We start from the raw sequence: 17240 nt of genomic DNA, 5'->3' as shown, positions 1-17240 counted from the left end.
CACCAGGTGCACATCCGGCCCCGGGTGTGGAATTCTCGGGACGGTCGGCGGGTGTCCCCCGCCGGTCATGACGACGACGAGGAGAAGCGCCGTGCCCGCTGACAATGTCACTCTCACCGACTTCCGGGCAGGCCTGGTCGACGGGACCGAGAAGGACCTCGCCGACTACGCCGGTCAGGTCGTCCTGGTGGTCAATACCGCCAGCAAGTGTGGATTCACCCCGCAGTACAAGGGCCTGCAGAAGTTGTACGAGGAGTACCGCGACCAGGGCTTCGTGGTGCTGGGCTTCCCGTGTGATCAGTTCGCGCACCAGGAGCCGGGCTCGGACGAGGAGATCGGGTCGTTCTGCGAGCGCAACTTCGGTGTGGAATTCCCGTTGTTCTCCAAGATCGAGGTCAACGGATCGGGCACTCACCCGCTGTACCGCTGGCTCAAGGCGCAGGAATCGGGTCTGCTGGGTGGGCGGATCTCCTGGAACTTCACCAAATTCCTCATCGGGCGTGACGGCACCGTGGTGGGTCGATTCGGCCCCAACAAGAAGCCGGAGGACCTGCGGAAGGCCGTGGAGGAGGCCCTGCGGGGAGCGTGAGGCCGGGCAGTGTGCCCGTGCGGTGAGTGGAAGAAGATCGGTTGTTGCGGCTAAGGTTCTCAAGTCACCACTGAGAACATTGGAGCCGCATGCCCGTCCGACTTCCCCGATTCGCCGCCACCGCCGGCGCGCTCGCTTTGGCCCTGACCCTCGGATCGGTCGCCCCGGCCGGAGCGCAGACCGCCAGTATCGACCCCTCCACGCTCGGGCTCGAGGATCTCGAAGCCATCATGGAGGCCGTGGGATCGGTGCCGCTCGGCTCGGCGGCCGGGTCGCTCGGCTCCGTCGGGTCCGCCGATGTGCCGCTCGACGGGGAGGGCTCGTCCCAGCCGCTGAGGAACGAACCCCGACCGGTAGACCCGAACATCACGGAGTCGGAGTTCATCGAGGTCGAGCGGACGTCCGGCGACTACGAGTACTGGAAGGTCACCTCGGCGGCCATGAAACGCGAGGTCATCCTGGAGGTCGTGCCCTCGCGCGTGTCCGACGGGCCGGCGCCGGTCCTGTACATGCTCGACGGCGTCGATGCCCCCGAGTACAACTCCGGCTGGAACCATCAGGCTCGCATCGACAACCGTCTGCGCAACGAGAACGTCCACGTGGTCGTTCCGACCGGCGCGTACGCCTCGTACTACACGGACTGGGAGGATGCCGACCCCGTCCTGGGCTACAACAAGTGGGAGACGTTCCTAGCCCAGGAGTTGCCCGGGATCGTCGAGGAGCGGCTGGATACCAACGGCAAGAACGCGATCGGCGGCATCTCGATGGGCGGCCAGGCGGCCATGCACCTGGCGGCAACCTACCCGGAGACCTACCAGGGAGTCATGTCCTTCAGTGGCTACTACTCGACCATGGACGCGTTGGGCTACCAGACCGTCCGCGGCACGCTGGAGACCCGCGGCGGCAACGTCGAGAACATGTGGGGTCCGCACCGCGGCGAGCGGTGGGAGCAGAACGACACGATCTCGCACGCCGAGGACCTCAAGGGCACCCGCGTGTTCTTCTCGGCCGGCAGCAACGTCGCCGGCCCCGCCGACTTCGCCAACTACGGCGGCGGTGTGGACTTCATGAACATGGTCCTGGGTCAGCTGCTCGAGATGGGTGTTCTCGAGGGCTCCAAGGCGTTCGAGAAGGCACTCGACCGCGCCGGCGTCGAGCATCGCGTCGACTACGCCGAGACCGGGTTCCACAACTGGCCGAACTTCCTCAAGAACTTCGAGAACGGCTGGGACCACATCAAGCCCGGCCTCTACTGAGCCATCGTCGGTGTCCTGGACCGGCGCCCAGCGTCGCGAGCCCAGCCGTTCCGGTCGGGAACCGCTACCCGATCGCGGAAAGCGGACCTCGCGTCGGAGCTCCGGATTCCAGCTGGAGCCCGGCGCGCCGCTCGAGGTACCCGGCGATCCTGCCGATCGCGTTCTCGAGCACCGCGGCGTCGGGTAGGCACACGATCCGGAAATGGTCGGGTTCGGGCCAGTTGAAGCCGGTGCCGTGGGTGACCAGGACGTGCTCGGACCGCAGCAGGTCCAGCACCAGTTCCTCGTCGCTGTGGATTCCGAACATCTCGGTGTCCAGCCGGGGGAAGCAGTAGAGCGCGCCGCGGGGCGCCACGCAGCTCACGCCCGGGATGGCGTTCAGGCGCTCGGTCGCCAGCGCCAGCTGCCGCTCGATCCGGCCGTCGGGGTCGATCACGTCGGCGCCCCACGGTGAGTCCTCGGTCAATGCGACAGGGATCGCGTACTGGCCCGGGACGTTGGGGCACACCCGCATGTTGGCGAGCAGGGTGAGCCCCTCGAGGAGGTCCTGCGCCCTATCGAGAGGCCCGGTCGCGGCGACCCAGCCGGCCCGGTATCCGCACACCCGATACGCCTTGGACAGGCCGCCGAAGGTCAGGCACAGCACGTCGTCACCGGCGGCCAGCGCCGCGTGGTGGTGGCGGGCATCGCCGAAGATCAGCTTCTCGTAGATCTCATCGCTGAGCAGGACGAGCCCGTGCCGGCGGGCGATGTCGGCCATCCCCCGGACGGTCTCCGCGCTGTAGACGGCGCCGGTCGGGTTGTTGGGGTTGATCAACACGAGCGCGGTCGTGCGCGGGGTGACCTTGGACTCGATGTCCGCCAGCGACGGGTTCCACCCGTCGGACTCGTCGGCCAGGTAGTGCACGGGCACGCCGCCGGTGAGGTTCACCGCGCCGGTCCAGGTGGGGTAGTCCGGCGCCGGGACCAAGATCTCGTCGCCGGGATCGACCAGCGCTTGCAGGACGAGCGTGATGAGTTCGCTCACGCCGTTGCCCAGGAACACGTCCTCGGCGCGGATCCCGGGCACGCCGCAGCGCCGGTAGTGCTCGGCCACGGCCGCCCGGGCCGGCAGGATCCCCCGCGAGTCCGAGTAGGCCTGGCCGCTGCCGAGTTCGCGGGCCACGGCCTCGACGATCTCGGGCCGCGCCTCGAGCCCGAACGGGTGCATGTTCCCCAGGTTGAGTCGCAGGATGTCGTGGCCCCCGGACTCCAGCCGCATGGCCTCGGTGAGGATGGGACCGCGGACGTCGTAGCGCACGTCGCGGAGGCGTCGGGATTGGCGGTAGATCTGCATGTGGACCATCCCACCGTGGAAGTGGACCGGTGAGAAGGTCCACTTTTCTCAAATCCTCGAGACCACTTTCGGTCCGACTCGCCTAGGCTGGGCCCATGGCCCGCACCGCCCGTCCCGGATCCCTGGTCCTGGGGCAGGTGACGGGTACCGCGGATCTGGTGGACGCCATCATCGACCTGGTCGCGGACGGTTCGCTGGCCGACGGCGACAGATTGCCCTCCACGCGCGCGCTCGCCGAGCAGACCGGTCTCTCCCGCGGCACCGTGGTCCGGGCGTTCGACGAACTCTCGGCGGCCGGCTTCGCCGACTCCACCCAGGGCTCGGGCACCCGGGTCGCCGCCGGGGCGGGTCTGGCGGCACGGGCCGGGGCGCGGACGCGCGGAGGGGGCGACACCTCGTCGTCGTCGCGCTCGTCGTCGTCTCGGTCCGCCACGACATGGTCGCCGCCGGTTCCCGAACCCCGTCGGGGTAGGTCGGCGCGCGATCTCCGTCCCGGTATCCCGGACGTCGCGCTGGTGGACCAGCGGGCCTGGCGCTCCGCGGTGCGGGCGGCCGCGGCGCAGGGGCTGGCGGGGCTCAACCCGTGGGAGGAACCGAGCCCCACGCTGCGTGCCGAGCTGGCCGACCACCTTCGCCGTCACCGGGGCATCGCCGCCGCGGACCCGCTGCTGTTCGACAGCTCGCGCTCGGCGATCGCCGCCCTGTGTTCGGCGTTCGTCGCCGCACATGGCCGGGTGCCGTTCCACATGGAGGACCCCGGGTACCGGGGCGCGCTGCTCATGGCCCGTGAGCACGACCTCGAGGTGCGGTTCCATCCCGCGGAGCCCGGCGGTCTGGACGCGGCGCGGCTGGGCTCGGCCCGCGCGATCGTCTTCACCACCCCCGCACACCAGTTCCCGCTGGGGCATCGTATGAGCGTGGACCGGCGGGTGGCGCTGGTCGAGTGGGCGCAGCGGACGGGGTCGCTGGTGATCGAGGACGACTACGACGGAGAGTTCCGCTACGGCGTCGCCCCGCTGCCGGCGCTGGCCACCCTGCCCGCCGCGGACGGTCACGTGGCGTACGTGGGGACGTCGTCCAAGTCGGTGGCCCCCGACCTGCGCGTGGCGTGGTGCCTGGCGCCGGCCGCGTTGCGTCGGGAGGTCGATCGTTGGCTCGTCGTGCACCGGCGCGGCCCGTCGACGCTGCCCGCGGAGGCGCTGGGCGCGTTCATCGGCTCCGGCGCGATGGACCGGCACCTGGCGAGGGCGGCGCGGGTGTACAGCGACCGGCGTCACCACCTGGTGGCCGCGCTCACGCGGGAATGCCCCCGCCTCAGTGTGACGGGTGTAGAGGCCGGGTTGCACCTGTGTGTGTTGCTGCCCGGATACGACGACGACGAGGTGGTGCGCGAGCTCGACCGGGCGGGCTGGCGCACGCGGGCGCTGAGCGGGCAGTCCGCACGGTATGCGGTTCCGGGGCTGGTGCTGAGCTACTCGCGGCTCGTCGCGCGCGACGCGGGCGAGTTCGCTGCTGAACTGCGCGGCGTGATCGACAGCGCCGGACCCGCCGTGTCCTCAGGGGGTCAGGCTCCGGCCACACCGTCGTGACCCGCACCGAGATGGCAATCCGCAGCGGGTGCGAGCCGGGGTGCGCGGCCTTACAGTGGCCGCGCGAGGTTCGTACCGAGCTCAGAGGAGACGCACGATGGGCACATCATTCTGGCGACGCACGACGATCGATCCCCCGGTGGCGGAATTCCCCGAGGGTGAGCACGTGGACATAGTGGTGGTGGGGGCGGGTTTCACCGGTCTGATCACCGCCCTGATCGCGGCCGCACGGGGCAGTTCGGTGGTGGTACTGGAGGCCCACACCGTAGGCGCGGGGGCCAGCGGGGCCACCACGGCCAAGGTGTCCGTGCTGCAGGGCACCCGGCTGTCGACCATCCGATCGCACCACGGGCTCGAGACCGCCCGCGCATACGCGGAGGCCAATCAGTACGGCCTGGACTGGTGGGCGGAGTTCTGCGGCTCCCACGGGGTGGACGTGCAGCGACGCCGGGCGGTGACCTTCTCCCGCGGTCTCAAGGGGACCAAGACCCTGCGTTCGGAGAAGCGCACGCTCGACGCCCTCGGCTTCCCCGCCCGGTGGTACGACCGGATCGATGTCCCGTTCCCTGCACGGGCCGCCGTGGAGCTGCCCGACCAGATGCAACTCGATCCCGTCGAGGCGCTGGCGGCACTGGCCCGTGCGACGTCGGCGCTCGGTGTTCGGATCGTCGAGCACTCCCGTGTGACGGGCCTGGACGTGCGCGGTCGCGACGGGGACGCCCACGTCGAGGTGCGCAGCGACGGCGGTACCTGCACGGCGCGGGACGTGGTCCTGGCCACCGCGTCCCCGGCCCTGGACCGCGGCCCGACAGTGGCGTCGATGGAGGCCGAGCGGTCCTATCTCTGCGCGTTCGACTACCCCGGTGGTCTGGAGGAGGGGATGTACGGCTCCGTCGAGAGCCCGGTCCGTTCGCTGCGGACCGTGCCCGTAGGTGACCGCGAAGTGCTGCTCGTGGGCGGCAACGGCCACCGCACCGGTACGGCCGCGGGCACCGAATCCAAGATCGACTCGCTGCGCGAGTACGCCGCGAAGCACTTTCCCGGTGCCGAGTTCACCCACGGCTGGTCCGCGCAGGACTTCCACCCGGTCACGCTGCTGCCCAAGTCCGGCCCCATGCCGTGGGGTAAGGGTCGGGTGCACTTCGCCGGCGGGTACAGCAAGTGGGGTCTCACGGGCGCGCCGGCGGCGGCGGGCATCATGGTGGATCGGCTCAGCGGCCGGGACCCGCGGGTTTCCTTTGGCACGCCGTCGGTCACCGGCATGCTGCGCACGTCGGTCTCGCTGTACGCGGACCTCCCGGTGCAGCTCGCGGCCACCGCCGTGCAGGCGGCCGCGCGTCCACCCCGGCCCACCGTCCGGCCGATCGGCGAGGCGACCGGGGACGACGGCCAGACCTGCAGGGTCGGGCTCCTGTGCCCGCACATGGGTGCCGCGCTGAGTTGGAACGAGGCCGAGCGGTCGTGGGACTGCCCGTGGCACGGTTCGCGATTCTCGGCGTGCGGCGAGCTGATCGAGGGTCCGGCGACCCGGGACCTCAAGCGCTACGACGAGAACTGACCGGGCCCGTCACCCGGACGATCGTCCAGGGCTCGGAGGGGACGCCGGGCGGTCGCCCGCGGTGCGGATGAGCCGATGGAGGTCGCCCGAGAACGGAGCACGCCCCGGCCTGACCCGTCACGGGTCGAACCGGGGCGGTGCCGTTGTGGTGCGGTGCCGCTGTCGTGCGGATCAGGCGGGGGGCATCATGACCCCGTCGATCGCGTGGATGACGCCGTTGGTCGCCGGCACGTCGGTCTGGATGACGGTGATCCGGTTACCGGCACCGTCCACCAGGGTGACGGCCTCGCCCTCCACCTCGACGGTGAACTCGGCGCCCTGGAGGGTCTCGACCATCTCGCCGTCCATCCCCATGACGTCCTCGGCCATGACCTCACCCTCGATCACATGGAACTGCAGGATCTGGGCCAGGTCACCCGTGGGGTCGGCGAGGAGCTCGTCGAGCTGGCCGTCCGGCAGTGCCTCGAAGGCCTCATCGGTCGGCGCGAACACCGTGAAGGGTCCGGGACCCTTGAGGGTCTCGACCAGTCCCGCTGCCTCGATCGCCTGGGTGAGGGTGGTGAAGTTGCCCGCAGCGACCGCGGTGTCGACGATGTCGCCGGTGGCGGCCGGCTCTTCCGTCATCTCCTCCTCGGTCATCTCTTCGGTGGTCATCTCCGTGGTCATCGTGGTCTCTTCAGCCGTGGTGGCGTCGTCGGCGGAATCATCCGTGCCGCACGCCCCCATGAACACTGCGAGGCCGATGGCTCCCGTTACTGCGATCGTCCGCTTCATGAGCAACCTTTCGTCGAGGGTCGAGGTTGACCTCAGTGTGTGGGTGCGCCCGGGTCCGGGGAAACCGGTGAGACACGATCGTTGTACTCCCGTTAACCTCGGTGACACCGCCCCGATCGTTCTCGGGCATCTCGTCGAGGCGCGCGGCCACGGAGCTCCATGACACCCTGAGGTCGTGAAGACCCCGGTGCCTGACTATCTACTCGAGATCCGCGACCTCTGTTCGACGGGCGCGGACGGCCGGCTCGCCGACTACATCCCCGAGCTCGCCGCAGTGGACCCGGATCGGTTCGCCGTGGCCGCCTGCACCATGGACGGTGTCGTCTACACCGCCGGCGACGCCGATGCCGAGTTCACCATCCAGTCGATGAGTAAACCGTTCGCCTACGCGCTGGCACTGCGAGACCGCGGGATCGAGGCGGTCCTGGAGAAGGTGGCGGTGGAACCGTCCGGAGACGCGTTCAACCAGATCTCCCTGGAGAGGGACAGCGGCCGGCCCCGGAACCCGATGATCAACATCGGAGCCATCACCACGCACACCCTCGTCGGGCCGGTCGGCGCGAGCGAGGAGGAGCGCGACGAGGCGCTGGCCACCGGCTTGTCGTCGTTCGCCGGTCGGCGCCTGGAGGTGGACACCGTCGTCATGAACTCGGAACTCCGCACGGCGTTCCGGAACAGGGCGATGGCCAACCTCGTCCGGGCCGGCGGGATCATCGAGGACGACCCCGACGAGATCGTGCGGGGATACACCCGACAGTGCGCCTACCGGGTGACCGTCCGCGACCTCGCGGTGATGGCCGTGACCCTGGCGACCGGCGGGGTCAACCCCGTCACCCGTGAGCGCGTCGTCTCGGCGGCGGTGGCCCGGCAGGTGCTCGCGATCATGGCCACGTGTGGGATGTACGACGCGGCCGGCGACTGGATGTCCACCGTCGGTATCCCCGCGAAGAGCGGGGTGTCCGGCGGGATCTTCGGTGCCCTGCCCGGCCAGGTGGGGCTGGGCGTCTTCTCGCCACGTCTCGACGAGCACGGCCACAGCGTCGAGGGCGTGCGGACCTTCGAGCGACTCTCGCGGGATCTGGAACTGCACCTGATGAACACCACGGTGACCGAGGTGGAGGCGGTCCGCTCGGTGCGGTTCGACGAGATCACCGGCAGGCGTACCTTCCGCCTCCAGGGGCCGATGACCTTCGCGAGCGCCGAGCAGGTGTTGCGTCGGTTGGCCGAGATCCCGCCGGGTGAGGGGGAGGTGACCCTCGACCTGAGCCGGGTGTCCTCGGTCAACTCGAGCGCGCGCCGGATGCTGCTCGAGTCCATGCGGCGGTTGTCGCTGGACGGGCACCTGGTGGGGTTGGCGGATCCCGGCCGCCGCCTACCCGACCCGGACTTCGGTGACGGGTCCCGGCCGGTCACCCGACGCGCGGCCCGGTGAGTCTCGGCCGGTGACGGTTCCCGTCCGGTCACATGGCGCGCGGCCCGGTGGCGCTCCGCCGGGCCGGTGTCACGCGCCGACCCCGGCTTCGCTCAGCGCGGCACGGACCGTCTCAGGAGCCGTCGTCATGGAGTGCTCGAACGCCGCCTCCCGGTGGGACGAGCTCATGAAGTGGGCGCCCAGACCCGCGAGGTCGCGGGCCGTGGGCAGGATCGGGACGACGGTGGTCCCGCGCGCCCGGACTGCCGCGATCTCGGTGGCCAGCCCGGCGGACATCGGGCGTCGGATCAGCCGGTATTCGATCCGGCCGCCGGGGCCGGGCACGCGGACGCCGGACGCCGAGGCCAACGGGGCCAGGACGTACACCAGATCCGCGTCCTCCGGGGTGAGCAGGTCCACCGATGCGGTCGAACCCATGCCCCCGTCGACGAAGATCCGGTCTCCGATGGGGACCGGCGGCATCCACCCGGGTGTCGACCAGGACGCCCGCAGCGCCTCACCGACGGTCGCGATGGGTGAGCCCGGTGCACCGAAGACGACCCGTTCACCGGCCAGGACGTCGTAGGCGACCATCCGGGCGTCAGGGTGGGGAAGCCAGGCACCGACCTCGAAGCCCTCGGCCAGCCGCTGCAACCACTCCATGTCGCCGCGCCCGGTGGGAGCGATACCGGTGAGGGCGGCCAGGCCGGAGCGCGTGCGCAGGAGTCCGGGATTGAGCAGGGGCAGCCGGGGCATCGGGGGCCTACCGGGCGGGGTGGACGCGATGTGCTCCCGGAGTCGGGGGTCCTGCGCCCGTCCGCGCTGCATGTCCACCAGCTCGTCGATTCCGGCGCCGCTCAACATGGTCACCAACTCGGCACCGGCCGAGGTGCCCAGCAGGACGTGCGCGTCGCGGGCGTCGAAGCCGGTCTGCTCGGCGAGGGCGTGCAGGGCCGCGATCATCCAGGCGCTACCGATCGTTCCGCCGCATCCGAGGACGAGAGCGGTTCGGCGCATTCTAGGCCTCCTGAGGTGGCAGGGAACCGGGCTTGGCTGTCCGGTTAGGCGAGCGTCCGGTCCCGCGGCTCCAAGACGAACACGGGGATGGTCCTCTCGGTGTTCTCCTGGTAATCGCGGTAGTCGGGATACACCGCCACGGCCCGATCCCACCACAGGTCGCGTTCCGGGCCGGTCAGCTCGCGGGCGGTGAAGTCGCCGACCCGGTCCCTGTCCCGCAACTCCACATGTGGGTCGGCCTTGATGTTCCAGTACCAGACCGGATGGGTGGGCGCGCCGCCCAGCGAGGCCACGGCGGCGTAGGAGCCCTCGTGCTCGACTCGCATCAGGGGGGTCTTGCGCAGCTTCCCCGACTTCCTGCCCACCGTGGTCACGATCACCACGGGCCTGCCCGACAGCTCCGAGCCCGAAGCCCCGTCGCTCGCCTCATACCGCTCGACATGCTCCCGCACCCACGTGCTGGGGCTGGGTTCGTATTCACCACTCAACGGCATGGTTGCCCCTCTCCTCGGTGTGATCCTGCTCGGTAGGCCGGCACCGAGGCGACGATACGCCCGACTCGGCCAGCGGCTCGGTGAACCTCGCGATCGCCGCGACCACCGCGAGGTAGCGGGCCGACTGCACCGCGTCGAACCCGTGTTGCGCGCCGGGGAGCTCGGCGTAGACCACAGGGTTCGACGACCCACCCCGCAGGTGCCGAACCAGCCTGCGGGAGCCCTTGACCGGGGTGTACATGTCGGCGGTGCCGTGGATGACCGCGATCGGAGGGGCTCCCTCCGCGGGGTGGCGGACCGGGTCGGAGACCTCCTTGGTGTCCGCGCCCAGGCGGCCGTAGTAGCCGTAGAGCCCGATCGCGCCGGCGAGCGTGGTGTCGAGGTCCTCGAAACCGGGTTGGAACTGCGGATCGCCGGCGGTCAACGCGGTCATCATGGCGATGTGGGCGCCGGCCGAACTGCCCGCCACCACGATCGGGGCGTCCGCCGGGATGCCGTGCAGCGGTCCCTCCGTCCGGATCCAGTGGATCAGCCGTTTGATGTCCACCAGATGCTGCGGGAAGCCCGCCTCCGGCGTGGGTGACAGGTGATAGGTGGTGCTGATCGCGGCCCAGCCCCGGAGCGCGTGCTCGAAAAGCATCGCCCGCGACTCCCGACTCGGCCCGCCCGCACGGAAGTGCCCACCGTGGATGTGGATCAGCACGCCCCGCACGCGATCGGTTCCTTTACCGGTGTAGAGGTCGAAGCGGGTGGCGCGGGTATCGGGCCCGTAGGAGAGGCGGGTGCGGGCCTCCACGGCGCGCGGCCGGAGGGGCCACGGCTGGAGGAGCACTCTGGACCACGGCGTCCGGTGGCGGGCGGCGGACCTCGTCGTCGTCGTGTTCTCGGTGTCTACCGGCTCGGCCCGGCCGACTGGTGTCGGCCCTGTGTGGTCGGCAGACCCAGCGTGTTCGGTGGTCCCGGCGTCCGCCCGCGCGGATTCATCGAACGCGCGGTCCAGGGCGCGGGTCGCGGCGAGCTGCCGGGCCTGCACCACGGCAAGGCCGGCGCAGGTCAGCGCCGCCAGCCCCGCTCCCGCGAGTCCGGTGCCGGTGACCGGGCGGCGGGTCAGCGCACCCGCCGTCACCGCGACCACGCCCGCACCCACGTGCAGCGGCAACTCCAGCGCCGGGAGGCCGATCACCCAGCCCGCGGCCGCGGCGGGGAACGGTGTGCGGACCGGGGTCAGCGCCAGAACCGTCGACAGGGCGGGCGGGACGAGGAGTAACGGCAGCACGGGTCAGGCCTCCGGGTGCGGTGAGCGTTCCCAGGCCGCAACCGGCCCCGGGACGAGATCGAACATCGGGTGGGACCGCGGTGTCGTGAGTCCGCCGAGCCAGGCCGGGTCGCGCACCCCCAGCTTGTCCCGCAGGTGCCGCCACTCCAGGGCGAGCTGCCCGTCGGTCAGATCGAGACGACCGCCGCCCGCGGGCAGCGCGATCCGCGTGCGGTCGAAGCGGTAGCCGCGCGCATCGGCGGCGTCGGCCAGCCCGTGGAGCCAGGTGGCGATCCCGGCGACAGGATCGCGCATCGTGCGGAATCGCTCCAGCTGCGGGTGATGGAGATAGCCCTTGGTGAGTCCGCGGAGTACCTTCTGAGCCAGCAACCCCTCGCGCCACCCGGCGACCAGCGCGGCGCGGTCGAGCTGGTCGGGATGGATGCTCCACAGGCGCATCCGGCGAGTATAGGGCGGCGGGCGCGGGGCGGGGCGGACGAGGAGACCGATATGACGACGACAACGCCGGCGCTCGCGGACGTGATGGCCGAGCTCTCAGCACTCGAGGACCCCGCGATCAGAGCGGTCAACGAGCGGCACGGGGACGATCACGCGGTCAACCTGACCAAGCTGCGCGCGGTGGCCAAGCGGATCAAGAAGAACCAGCCCTTCGCGGTGGAGTTGTGGGCCACGGGCGACTCGGCGGCGCGCCTGCTCGCGCTGCTGATCTGCCGGCCCAAGGAGTTCTCCGCGGCGGAGCTGGACGAGATGCTGCGGGAGGCCCGTACCCGCAAGGTGCACGACTGGCTGGTCGGCTATGTGGTGATGAAGGGCCCGCACGCTGAGCAACTGCGGCGGGAGTGGCTGGGCGATCCCGATCCGGTGGTCGCCGCCGCCGGCTGGTCGCTCACCGCCGACAGGGTGGTCAAGAAGCCCGAGGGGCTTGACCTTCCGGGGCTGCTGAGCGTGATCGAAGCCGAGATGGCCGGGGCGCACGAGCGGCTGCAGTGGGAGATGAACACCTGCCTGGCGCAGATCGGGATCCAGAATCCGGAGCTGCGCGGGCGCGCCCTCGAGATCGGTGAGCGGCTCGGGGTGCTGCGCGACTATCCGACGCCCGCGGGCTGCACCTCGCCGTACGCGCCCGAGTGGATCAACGAGATGGTGCGCCGCAAGGAGGGCTGACGTCGCGCCCCTGCGCCCACCCCGCCCCGGCCCGCGCCCGCGCGCCCGCTCGCCCCGGCCCGCGCGCCCGGGCGCCCGCTCGCCCCCGCTCGTCTGCCCCCCGCCGAGTGGTCACGAATGTGGCGATCCGAGTCAGGTCACCTGGGAAAACGTGATCAGGTGTGACCTTTCGGCGAGTGCGCCGAGTGCGGGGAGTGGGCTCACGAGCAGGCCGTCTGGACCGTGCCCCGGTAGAGCGCGGTGTGGGCCGCGGCGACCGCCTCGTCTTCGGCATCTGCGGCGCGTGCGGGGACGGGAGGTGCGGAGAGGGCGGCGGCCAACGCCCGGCGCAGTTCGTCTACCCGAGGATCCTCGGGGTCGTAGCGGCCCGTGTCGGAGCCCCACTGCTCGACCAGATATCCGACATCCGGGATGACCGGCGGCAGGCCCAGGTCGCGGCACAGCTCCAGCCACCCGGAGTGCGTTCCGTGGCGGTGGGGCAGGACCAGGGCGTCGAACCCGGCGAGGGACCGGCACAACTCGTCGTCGGTCAGCAGGTCGTGCGGGCGGATCTCGATGTCCGGGCGCTCGGCGAGGCGGTCCAGTGCGAGAGCCGCCTCGTGCCGGGCGTGGTCGGGGGCGCGAGCGGCGGTGAGGGCGGTCGCGCGCACCATCACCACCAGAGCGACCCCGTCGGGAAGCGCATCGGCCAGGTGCGGGAGCAGGCCCTCGGCGGCGATCCCGGCCCGCAACGAGCCCATGACGACGCCCACGATCCGCCCCCCGGCGGGACGCCCGACCGGTCCGGAGCCCTGGAGTCGGCTGGGGTGACCGGGCTGCCTGAGCCGGGTTCGGTCGAGTCGGCGGAGTCGGTACGGCTCGGTGGTCCCGGCAGGCATGAGTCGTGGATGGGGGATGACCTGCGCGTTCGCCCCCCATCGTCGCCGGATCTCGTCCGCCGCGCCCTCGGTCAGCGTGATCACCGCATCTGCTCCGCGTACCAGGTGTCCCGTCCGCTCCAGGTGCGCGGCCGGGTCCGCCTCGTGTGGATTCCGGAGATCGTGCACGGTCACCACCAGGGGCAGGCCGCGGCCCCGGACGGCGGAGACGAACCCCGCGACCTGCCCCGGGGAGCGGTGCTCGTAGCCGAAGTGCACGTGCACGAGGTCGGCGCCGTCGAGCACCTCGGGGCGCTCCGCTGCTTCGAGCGCCGGGTGCGGCCACCACCGACCCGGGTCGGCGGGATCGAGCAGGGGGTCGTCGAGCACCAGGACCCCCGCCGCGGACCCGACGGCGTGGCGCACGTAGTCGTGGCCGGCGGGGATCGACCGGACCCGGACCCGGAGCGGGACCGGGGTCGAGGAGTCGCTGGGGTTCACCCCGTCACCCTGCCACTCGAGCACTGCCATCCGCACTCCTGCCATCCGTACTCCTGCCATCCGTACTCCTGACGCCCGTACTGCGGGCACCCACACCGCCCTAACGAGGCACCCACACGCGGGCCGGTTGCCGCCACCTGGGGGCCTGCATACGCTCGGCGCGGTGAGCACCCCCGTCCAGCCGTCCGTCATGGTGATCGGCAACTGCCAGGCCGACGTCTACCGTGACCTGCTGCGCTCCGCCGACGGGGTTGCGGTGACTGACGTCCGGCCGGTCTACGAGATGGCCCCTGGCGACATCCCCGGGCTGCACGCCGACCTCGCCCGTACCGATGTGCTGATCGTCCAGCCCGTCCGGGACGACTACCGCGACCTGCCGCTGGGCCACCGTCAGCTCGCAGCGCAGTTGCCGGCCTCGGCGACGGTGGTCCTGGTTCCGGTGTTGCGATACGCCGGGCTGCACCCGTACCAGGTGCTGATCCGACCCCCTCGCGACCGCTCTCTCGTCCCGCCGATCGCCCCGTATCACGACCTACGGGCGATCGTGGCCGCCGCGACCGGGGATCGGGACGTGCTCGAGGCCGCGCCCGATTCCGATCAGGCGCACGCGTCGGCTCGGGAGTCCGTCGACGCGCTCCGGGCCCGCGAGAACGCCCACGGCACCCTGACCGCCTCGGACCTGCTCGAGGGCATTCCGCGGTGGCACACCATCAATCATCCGGACCGCCACACCCTGGCCGAAGTCTTCGACCGCGTCCTCGCAGCACTGCCCCCGGGCCTGATCGACCCCCCGCCCCGGATAGGTGATCGCGAACCTCTCGGCGCCACGAGGGCGCCCGTGGACCGGGCCGTCGAGCGCGCCCTCGGTCTTCCGGAGACCGGTCCGCGCGACTGGCGTGTCGACGGCGTCGCCGTCCCCGCCGGCGAGGTCGTGAACGCCCATCTGGCCTGGTACGCGTCCACGCCGGGGGTGGTCGAGGAGGGCCTTCGGCGCCACGCCGACCGCATCGAGATGCTGGGGCTCCGGTGACAGCATCGTCGACCCTGCCGCTGACGATCGCCCTCGGCCCGCCGGCGCACGGGGTGACCCGATTCGCCGCCGACTGCGCTCACGCCGCCGGGACCCCGCTGCTCGAGGTGGCGGACATCGCGCAACTGGCCGACGCCCTGGCCGACGCCCCGAACGTTGGGCCCGGCAGCGCCGTGCACCTGCACGTCACAGACTCGCTGTTCGGGGCGACACCGGACGAGGCCGCCGAGGCCCTCGAGTCGCTGGCCCGGGATCGACCGATCGGCGTGACGCTGCACGACGTGCCGCAGCCGGCCGAGGGCACCGAGCGGTGCCTGCGTCGGACGCTGGCCTACCGGCGGATCGCGGCGGCCGCTGGCCTGGTCGTGGTGAGTTCCGAGCACGAGCGCCACCTCTGCGCCGCCGCGGGGATCGCCGTCGACGCCGTCATCCCCCTGCCCGTTCCCGACCTCGGCCGCCCCGGGTCGCTGACGGTCGAGCTCCGACCTGACGAGCGGTCTGTGGGGGTCTTCGGCTTCCTGCACCCCGGCAAGGCGGTCGACCTCGTGGCGGCCGCGGTCGCCGAGCTCGCCACCGCCGGTGACCGTGCGATCACCCTGCGTCTCCTCGGAGTGCCGGCCGAAGGCCACGAGGACTACGTGCGGACCGCGATGGAGACCGTCAGGGCGGCGGGTGGTCGCGCAGAGGTGACCGGGCGTATCGACGACGACGAGCTCGCCCGCGTCCTCGGTGAAGTGACCGTGCCCGTCGCCTTGTTCCGCAACGTGTCGGCGTCGGGCTCGATCAACACCTGGGCCGCCGCCGGCCGCCGTCCTCTCGTCAGCGCCTCGGACTACACCCGCGAGATGGAGCACAGGCGCCCGGGATCCCTGCTGCTCACCGACGCCACCGACCTCCCGGGTGAACTGCGGCGACTGCTCGACGACCCATCCCCGACCCGCGTCGAACCGCCCGAACCCGGTCTCGCGGAGCTGGGCCGCTCGTACCTGCGGGTGTGGGAGCGGTGGTCGGCGTGACCGCTCGATCTGTGGAGGTGGACCGGTGAGCGTGGGCCAGGCGAGCGCGGACACGATGAGCGTTGACGTGGTGATCCCGTACTACCGGGACCAGCGGATGCTCGACCGGATCCTGTCCGCTCTGCGCCGCCAGACCGGCCTCGCCCAGCCACCGCGGGTGATCGTGGCCGACGACGGCTCGCCCACCCCGCCGACCGTCCCGCCGGAGGTCACCGTGGTCAGGCAAGCCGACCTCGGCTTCCGGGCCTCCGCCGCCCGTCACCTGGGGGCCGGGGCCGGGGACGGCGAACTCATTCTGTTCCTCGACGGCGACACCGTCCCCGGGCCCGGCTACGTGGCCACCCTGCTCGCGGCGCTCGATGGGAACCCGGACCTGCTGGTGGTGGGCCGGCGCCGGTACGGGCGGTTCGCCGACCTCGCCGACCCCGACCGCGCCGACCTCGATCCTGCCGAGGTCCTCCCCGACCCGGCGTGGCCCGCCTCGTTCTACGCCGAGACCGAGGACCTCACCCGTGACGAGGGCGGGTGGCGCGCGGGGCTGTGGCGAGGGGTGCTCTCGGCGGTGTTCGGGCTCCACCGACGCCTCTACGACCTGTCCGGGGGGTTCGATCCCGACATCGTCGGCTACGGCGGCGAGGACTGGGACCTGGCCTGGCGCTGCGAGCAGGTCGGCGGCCGACTGCGCCACGTCCCCGACGCCGTGGCCTGGCACGACGGCCCGGACTGGGGCGGGCGCGCGGAGGACGACCCCGACCACCTGGCCCAGAAGAACGCCGAGTCCGCCCGCCTGGCCCCGCTCATCGTCTCCCCGCTCACCCGGCCGGCCGGCGGAATCTTCGAGGTCCCGCTCATCGCGGTTCACCTCCATTCCGGGCACGCGGGGAGCGGGGCCGACGCGGCGACGTGCGCCTCGCTCCTGCGCTGGGCCGACGTGGCGGTGAGCGCCGACCCCGCCAGCCCCGACGCCGCCGAGATCGCCGAACTCTTCGCTGCCGACCCCCGGGTCCGACTCGCCGGGCGCGGCCCGTGGTGGGAAGCGGGGACGCGGGGGGCGGGTCCTCGTCGTCGTCCCGAGGTCCTGGTCGACATCCTCCGTCCCTGCGCGCTCGGGGCGCTCGACCCGGAACGGTTGCGCGCCCTGTGCCCACCCGTGGGAAGCGTCACCGTCGACGACGACGAGGGGCGCGTCCTCGCGACGATCCGCACCTCGCGAGCCCTGGCCCGGGAGCAGCTCTGGGGTGACCGCCCCGGCGCGCCGGCCGCGATCCCGGCGGCGGAGGTGGGGGTCACGACCTTCGGAGCAGACGGCGCGGGGGTGCGGCTCGAGCGGATCCTCGGCGGCTGGTGACCCCGCTGCCGACCTGTGCCTGAC

Annotated in this window: 16 protein-coding genes; 9 read left to right on the top strand and 7 right to left on the bottom strand. The window is 71.7% G+C overall.

Features of this window, described 5'->3' with window-relative positions:
- Positions 1-91 precede the first annotated feature (91 nt).
- Positions 92-589 carry a glutathione peroxidase gene (locus A6048_RS16965; protein WP_107746997.1) on the top strand — a complete coding sequence of 166 codons (498 nt, stop codon included), beginning with the start codon at positions 92-94 and terminating at the stop codon, positions 587-589.
- Positions 590-678: 89 nt separating this feature from the next.
- Positions 679-1845, top strand: coding sequence for an alpha/beta hydrolase (locus A6048_RS16960; protein ID WP_107746996.1), 1167 nt, complete (start codon positions 679-681; stop codon positions 1843-1845).
- A gap of 64 nt (positions 1846-1909) precedes the next feature.
- Here A6048_RS16960 and A6048_RS16955 read toward each other — a convergent pair whose 3' ends face one another.
- The gene (locus tag A6048_RS16955) at positions 1910-3181 is read right to left on the bottom strand and encodes a pyridoxal phosphate-dependent aminotransferase (protein ID WP_107747253.1); all 1272 of its coding nucleotides are present in this window, start codon (positions 3179-3181) and stop codon (positions 1910-1912) included.
- Positions 3182-3276: 95 nt separating this feature from the next.
- Here A6048_RS16955 and A6048_RS16950 point away from each other — a divergent pair, with 95 nt between their 5' ends.
- Together A6048_RS16950 and A6048_RS16945 are read left to right on the top strand one after the other, a co-directional pair.
- Positions 3277-4770 carry an aminotransferase-like domain-containing protein gene (locus A6048_RS16950; RefSeq protein ID WP_107746995.1) on the top strand — a complete coding sequence of 498 codons (1494 nt, stop codon included), beginning with the start codon at positions 3277-3279 and terminating at the stop codon, positions 4768-4770.
- Positions 4771-4867: 97 nt separating this feature from the next.
- Positions 4868-6328: an FAD-dependent oxidoreductase gene (locus A6048_RS16945; RefSeq protein WP_107746994.1), complete on the top strand. Its 1461-nt coding sequence runs from the start codon at positions 4868-4870 to the stop codon at positions 6326-6328.
- A gap of 171 nt (positions 6329-6499) precedes the next feature.
- Here A6048_RS16945 and A6048_RS16940 read toward each other — a convergent pair whose 3' ends face one another.
- The gene (locus A6048_RS16940) at positions 6500-7102 is read right to left on the bottom strand and encodes a fasciclin domain-containing protein (protein ID WP_162845676.1); all 603 of its coding nucleotides are present in this window, start codon (positions 7100-7102) and stop codon (positions 6500-6502) included.
- Positions 7103-7277: 175 nt separating this feature from the next.
- On the opposite strand from A6048_RS16940, the gene A6048_RS16935 reads away from it, so the two are divergent.
- Positions 7278-8534, top strand: coding sequence for a glutaminase (locus A6048_RS16935; protein WP_107746993.1), 1257 nt, complete (start codon positions 7278-7280; stop codon positions 8532-8534).
- Positions 8535-8603: 69 nt separating this feature from the next.
- Here A6048_RS16935 and A6048_RS16930 read toward each other — a convergent pair whose 3' ends face one another.
- From A6048_RS16930 to A6048_RS16915, 4 genes are read right to left on the bottom strand one after another with little or no spacing between them, the layout of a single operon-like run.
- On the bottom strand, positions 8604-9530 hold the full coding sequence (locus A6048_RS16930; protein ID WP_107746992.1) for a patatin-like phospholipase family protein: 927 nt from the start codon (positions 9528-9530) through the stop codon (positions 8604-8606).
- A gap of 44 nt (positions 9531-9574) precedes the next feature.
- Positions 9575-10024, bottom strand: a complete 450-nt coding sequence (locus A6048_RS16925; protein ID WP_107746991.1) for a nitroreductase family deazaflavin-dependent oxidoreductase — start codon at positions 10022-10024, stop codon at positions 9575-9577.
- Entirely contained in the window at positions 10008-11300 is a 1293-nt protein-coding gene (locus A6048_RS16920) for an alpha/beta hydrolase (protein ID WP_107746990.1), read from the bottom strand. Before A6048_RS16920 ends, A6048_RS16925 begins: the two co-directional genes overlap by 17 nt.
- A 3-nt stretch (positions 11301-11303) precedes the next feature.
- Positions 11304-11738, bottom strand: a complete 435-nt coding sequence (locus A6048_RS16915; protein WP_107746989.1) for a pyrimidine dimer DNA glycosylase/endonuclease V — start codon at positions 11736-11738, stop codon at positions 11304-11306.
- A gap of 51 nt (positions 11739-11789) precedes the next feature.
- Between A6048_RS16915 and A6048_RS16910 the strand changes: the two genes are divergently transcribed.
- Positions 11790-12464, top strand: a complete 675-nt coding sequence (locus A6048_RS16910; RefSeq protein ID WP_107746988.1) for a DNA alkylation repair protein — start codon at positions 11790-11792, stop codon at positions 12462-12464.
- Positions 12465-12664: 200 nt separating this feature from the next.
- Here the strand turns inward: A6048_RS16910 and A6048_RS16905 are convergent, their stop codons facing one another.
- Positions 12665-13852 carry a glycosyltransferase gene (locus A6048_RS16905; protein ID WP_235027415.1) on the bottom strand — a complete coding sequence of 396 codons (1188 nt, stop codon included), beginning with the start codon at positions 13850-13852 and terminating at the stop codon, positions 12665-12667.
- Positions 13853-13985: 133 nt separating this feature from the next.
- Here A6048_RS16905 and A6048_RS16900 point away from each other — a divergent pair, with 133 nt between their 5' ends.
- The 3 genes from A6048_RS16900 to A6048_RS16890 are packed head-to-tail and all read left to right on the top strand — an operon-like array spanning position 13986 to position 17216.
- Positions 13986-14852 carry a WcbI family polysaccharide biosynthesis putative acetyltransferase gene (locus A6048_RS16900; RefSeq protein ID WP_107746987.1) on the top strand — a complete coding sequence of 289 codons (867 nt, stop codon included), beginning with the start codon at positions 13986-13988 and terminating at the stop codon, positions 14850-14852.
- Positions 14849-15868: a glycosyltransferase family protein gene (locus A6048_RS16895; protein ID WP_107746986.1), complete on the top strand. Its 1020-nt coding sequence runs from the start codon at positions 14849-14851 to the stop codon at positions 15866-15868. Before A6048_RS16900 ends, A6048_RS16895 begins: the two co-directional genes overlap by 4 nt.
- A 25-nt stretch (positions 15869-15893) precedes the next feature.
- Positions 15894-17216 carry a glycosyltransferase gene (locus A6048_RS16890; RefSeq protein WP_244911026.1) on the top strand — a complete coding sequence of 441 codons (1323 nt, stop codon included), beginning with the start codon at positions 15894-15896 and terminating at the stop codon, positions 17214-17216.
- Positions 17217-17240 lie beyond the last annotated feature (24 nt).

It is taken from the genome of Dietzia psychralcaliphila, from assembly GCF_003096095.1.
GTDB lineage: Bacteria > Actinomycetota > Actinomycetes > Mycobacteriales > Mycobacteriaceae > Dietzia > Dietzia psychralcaliphila.
The sequence above is the reverse complement of the archived record's forward strand: the minus strand, read 5'-3'. Positions and strand labels throughout refer to the sequence as shown.

Bases quoted from the DNA above. Each gene is read 5' to 3' on its own strand.
- A6048_RS16960 (WP_107746996.1), top strand. From the start codon at position 679: ATGCCCGTCCGACTTCCCCGATTCGCCGCCACCGCCGGCGCGCTCGCT.
- A6048_RS16955 (WP_107747253.1), bottom strand. From the start codon at position 3,181: ATGCAGATCTACCGCCAATCCCGACGCCTCCGCGACGTGCGCTACGAC.
- A6048_RS16950 (WP_107746995.1), top strand. From the start codon at position 3,277: ATGGCCCGCACCGCCCGTCCCGGATCCCTGGTCCTGGGGCAGGTGACG.
- A6048_RS16945 (WP_107746994.1), top strand. From the start codon at position 4,868: ATGGGCACATCATTCTGGCGACGCACGACGATCGATCCCCCGGTGGCG.
- A6048_RS16940 (WP_162845676.1), bottom strand. From the start codon at position 7,102: ATGAAGCGGACGATCGCAGTAACGGGAGCCATCGGCCTCGCAGTGTTC.
- A6048_RS16930 (WP_107746992.1), bottom strand. From the start codon at position 9,530: ATGCGCCGAACCGCTCTCGTCCTCGGATGCGGCGGAACGATCGGTAGC.
- A6048_RS16925 (WP_107746991.1), bottom strand. From the start codon at position 10,024: ATGCCGTTGAGTGGTGAATACGAACCCAGCCCCAGCACGTGGGTGCGG.
- A6048_RS16915 (WP_107746989.1), bottom strand. From the start codon at position 11,738: ATGCGCCTGTGGAGCATCCATCCCGACCAGCTCGACCGCGCCGCGCTG.
- A6048_RS16910 (WP_107746988.1), top strand. From the start codon at position 11,790: ATGACGACGACAACGCCGGCGCTCGCGGACGTGATGGCCGAGCTCTCA.
- A6048_RS16905 (WP_235027415.1), bottom strand. From the start codon at position 13,852: ATGGCAGTGCTCGAGTGGCAGGGTGACGGGGTGAACCCCAGCGACTCC.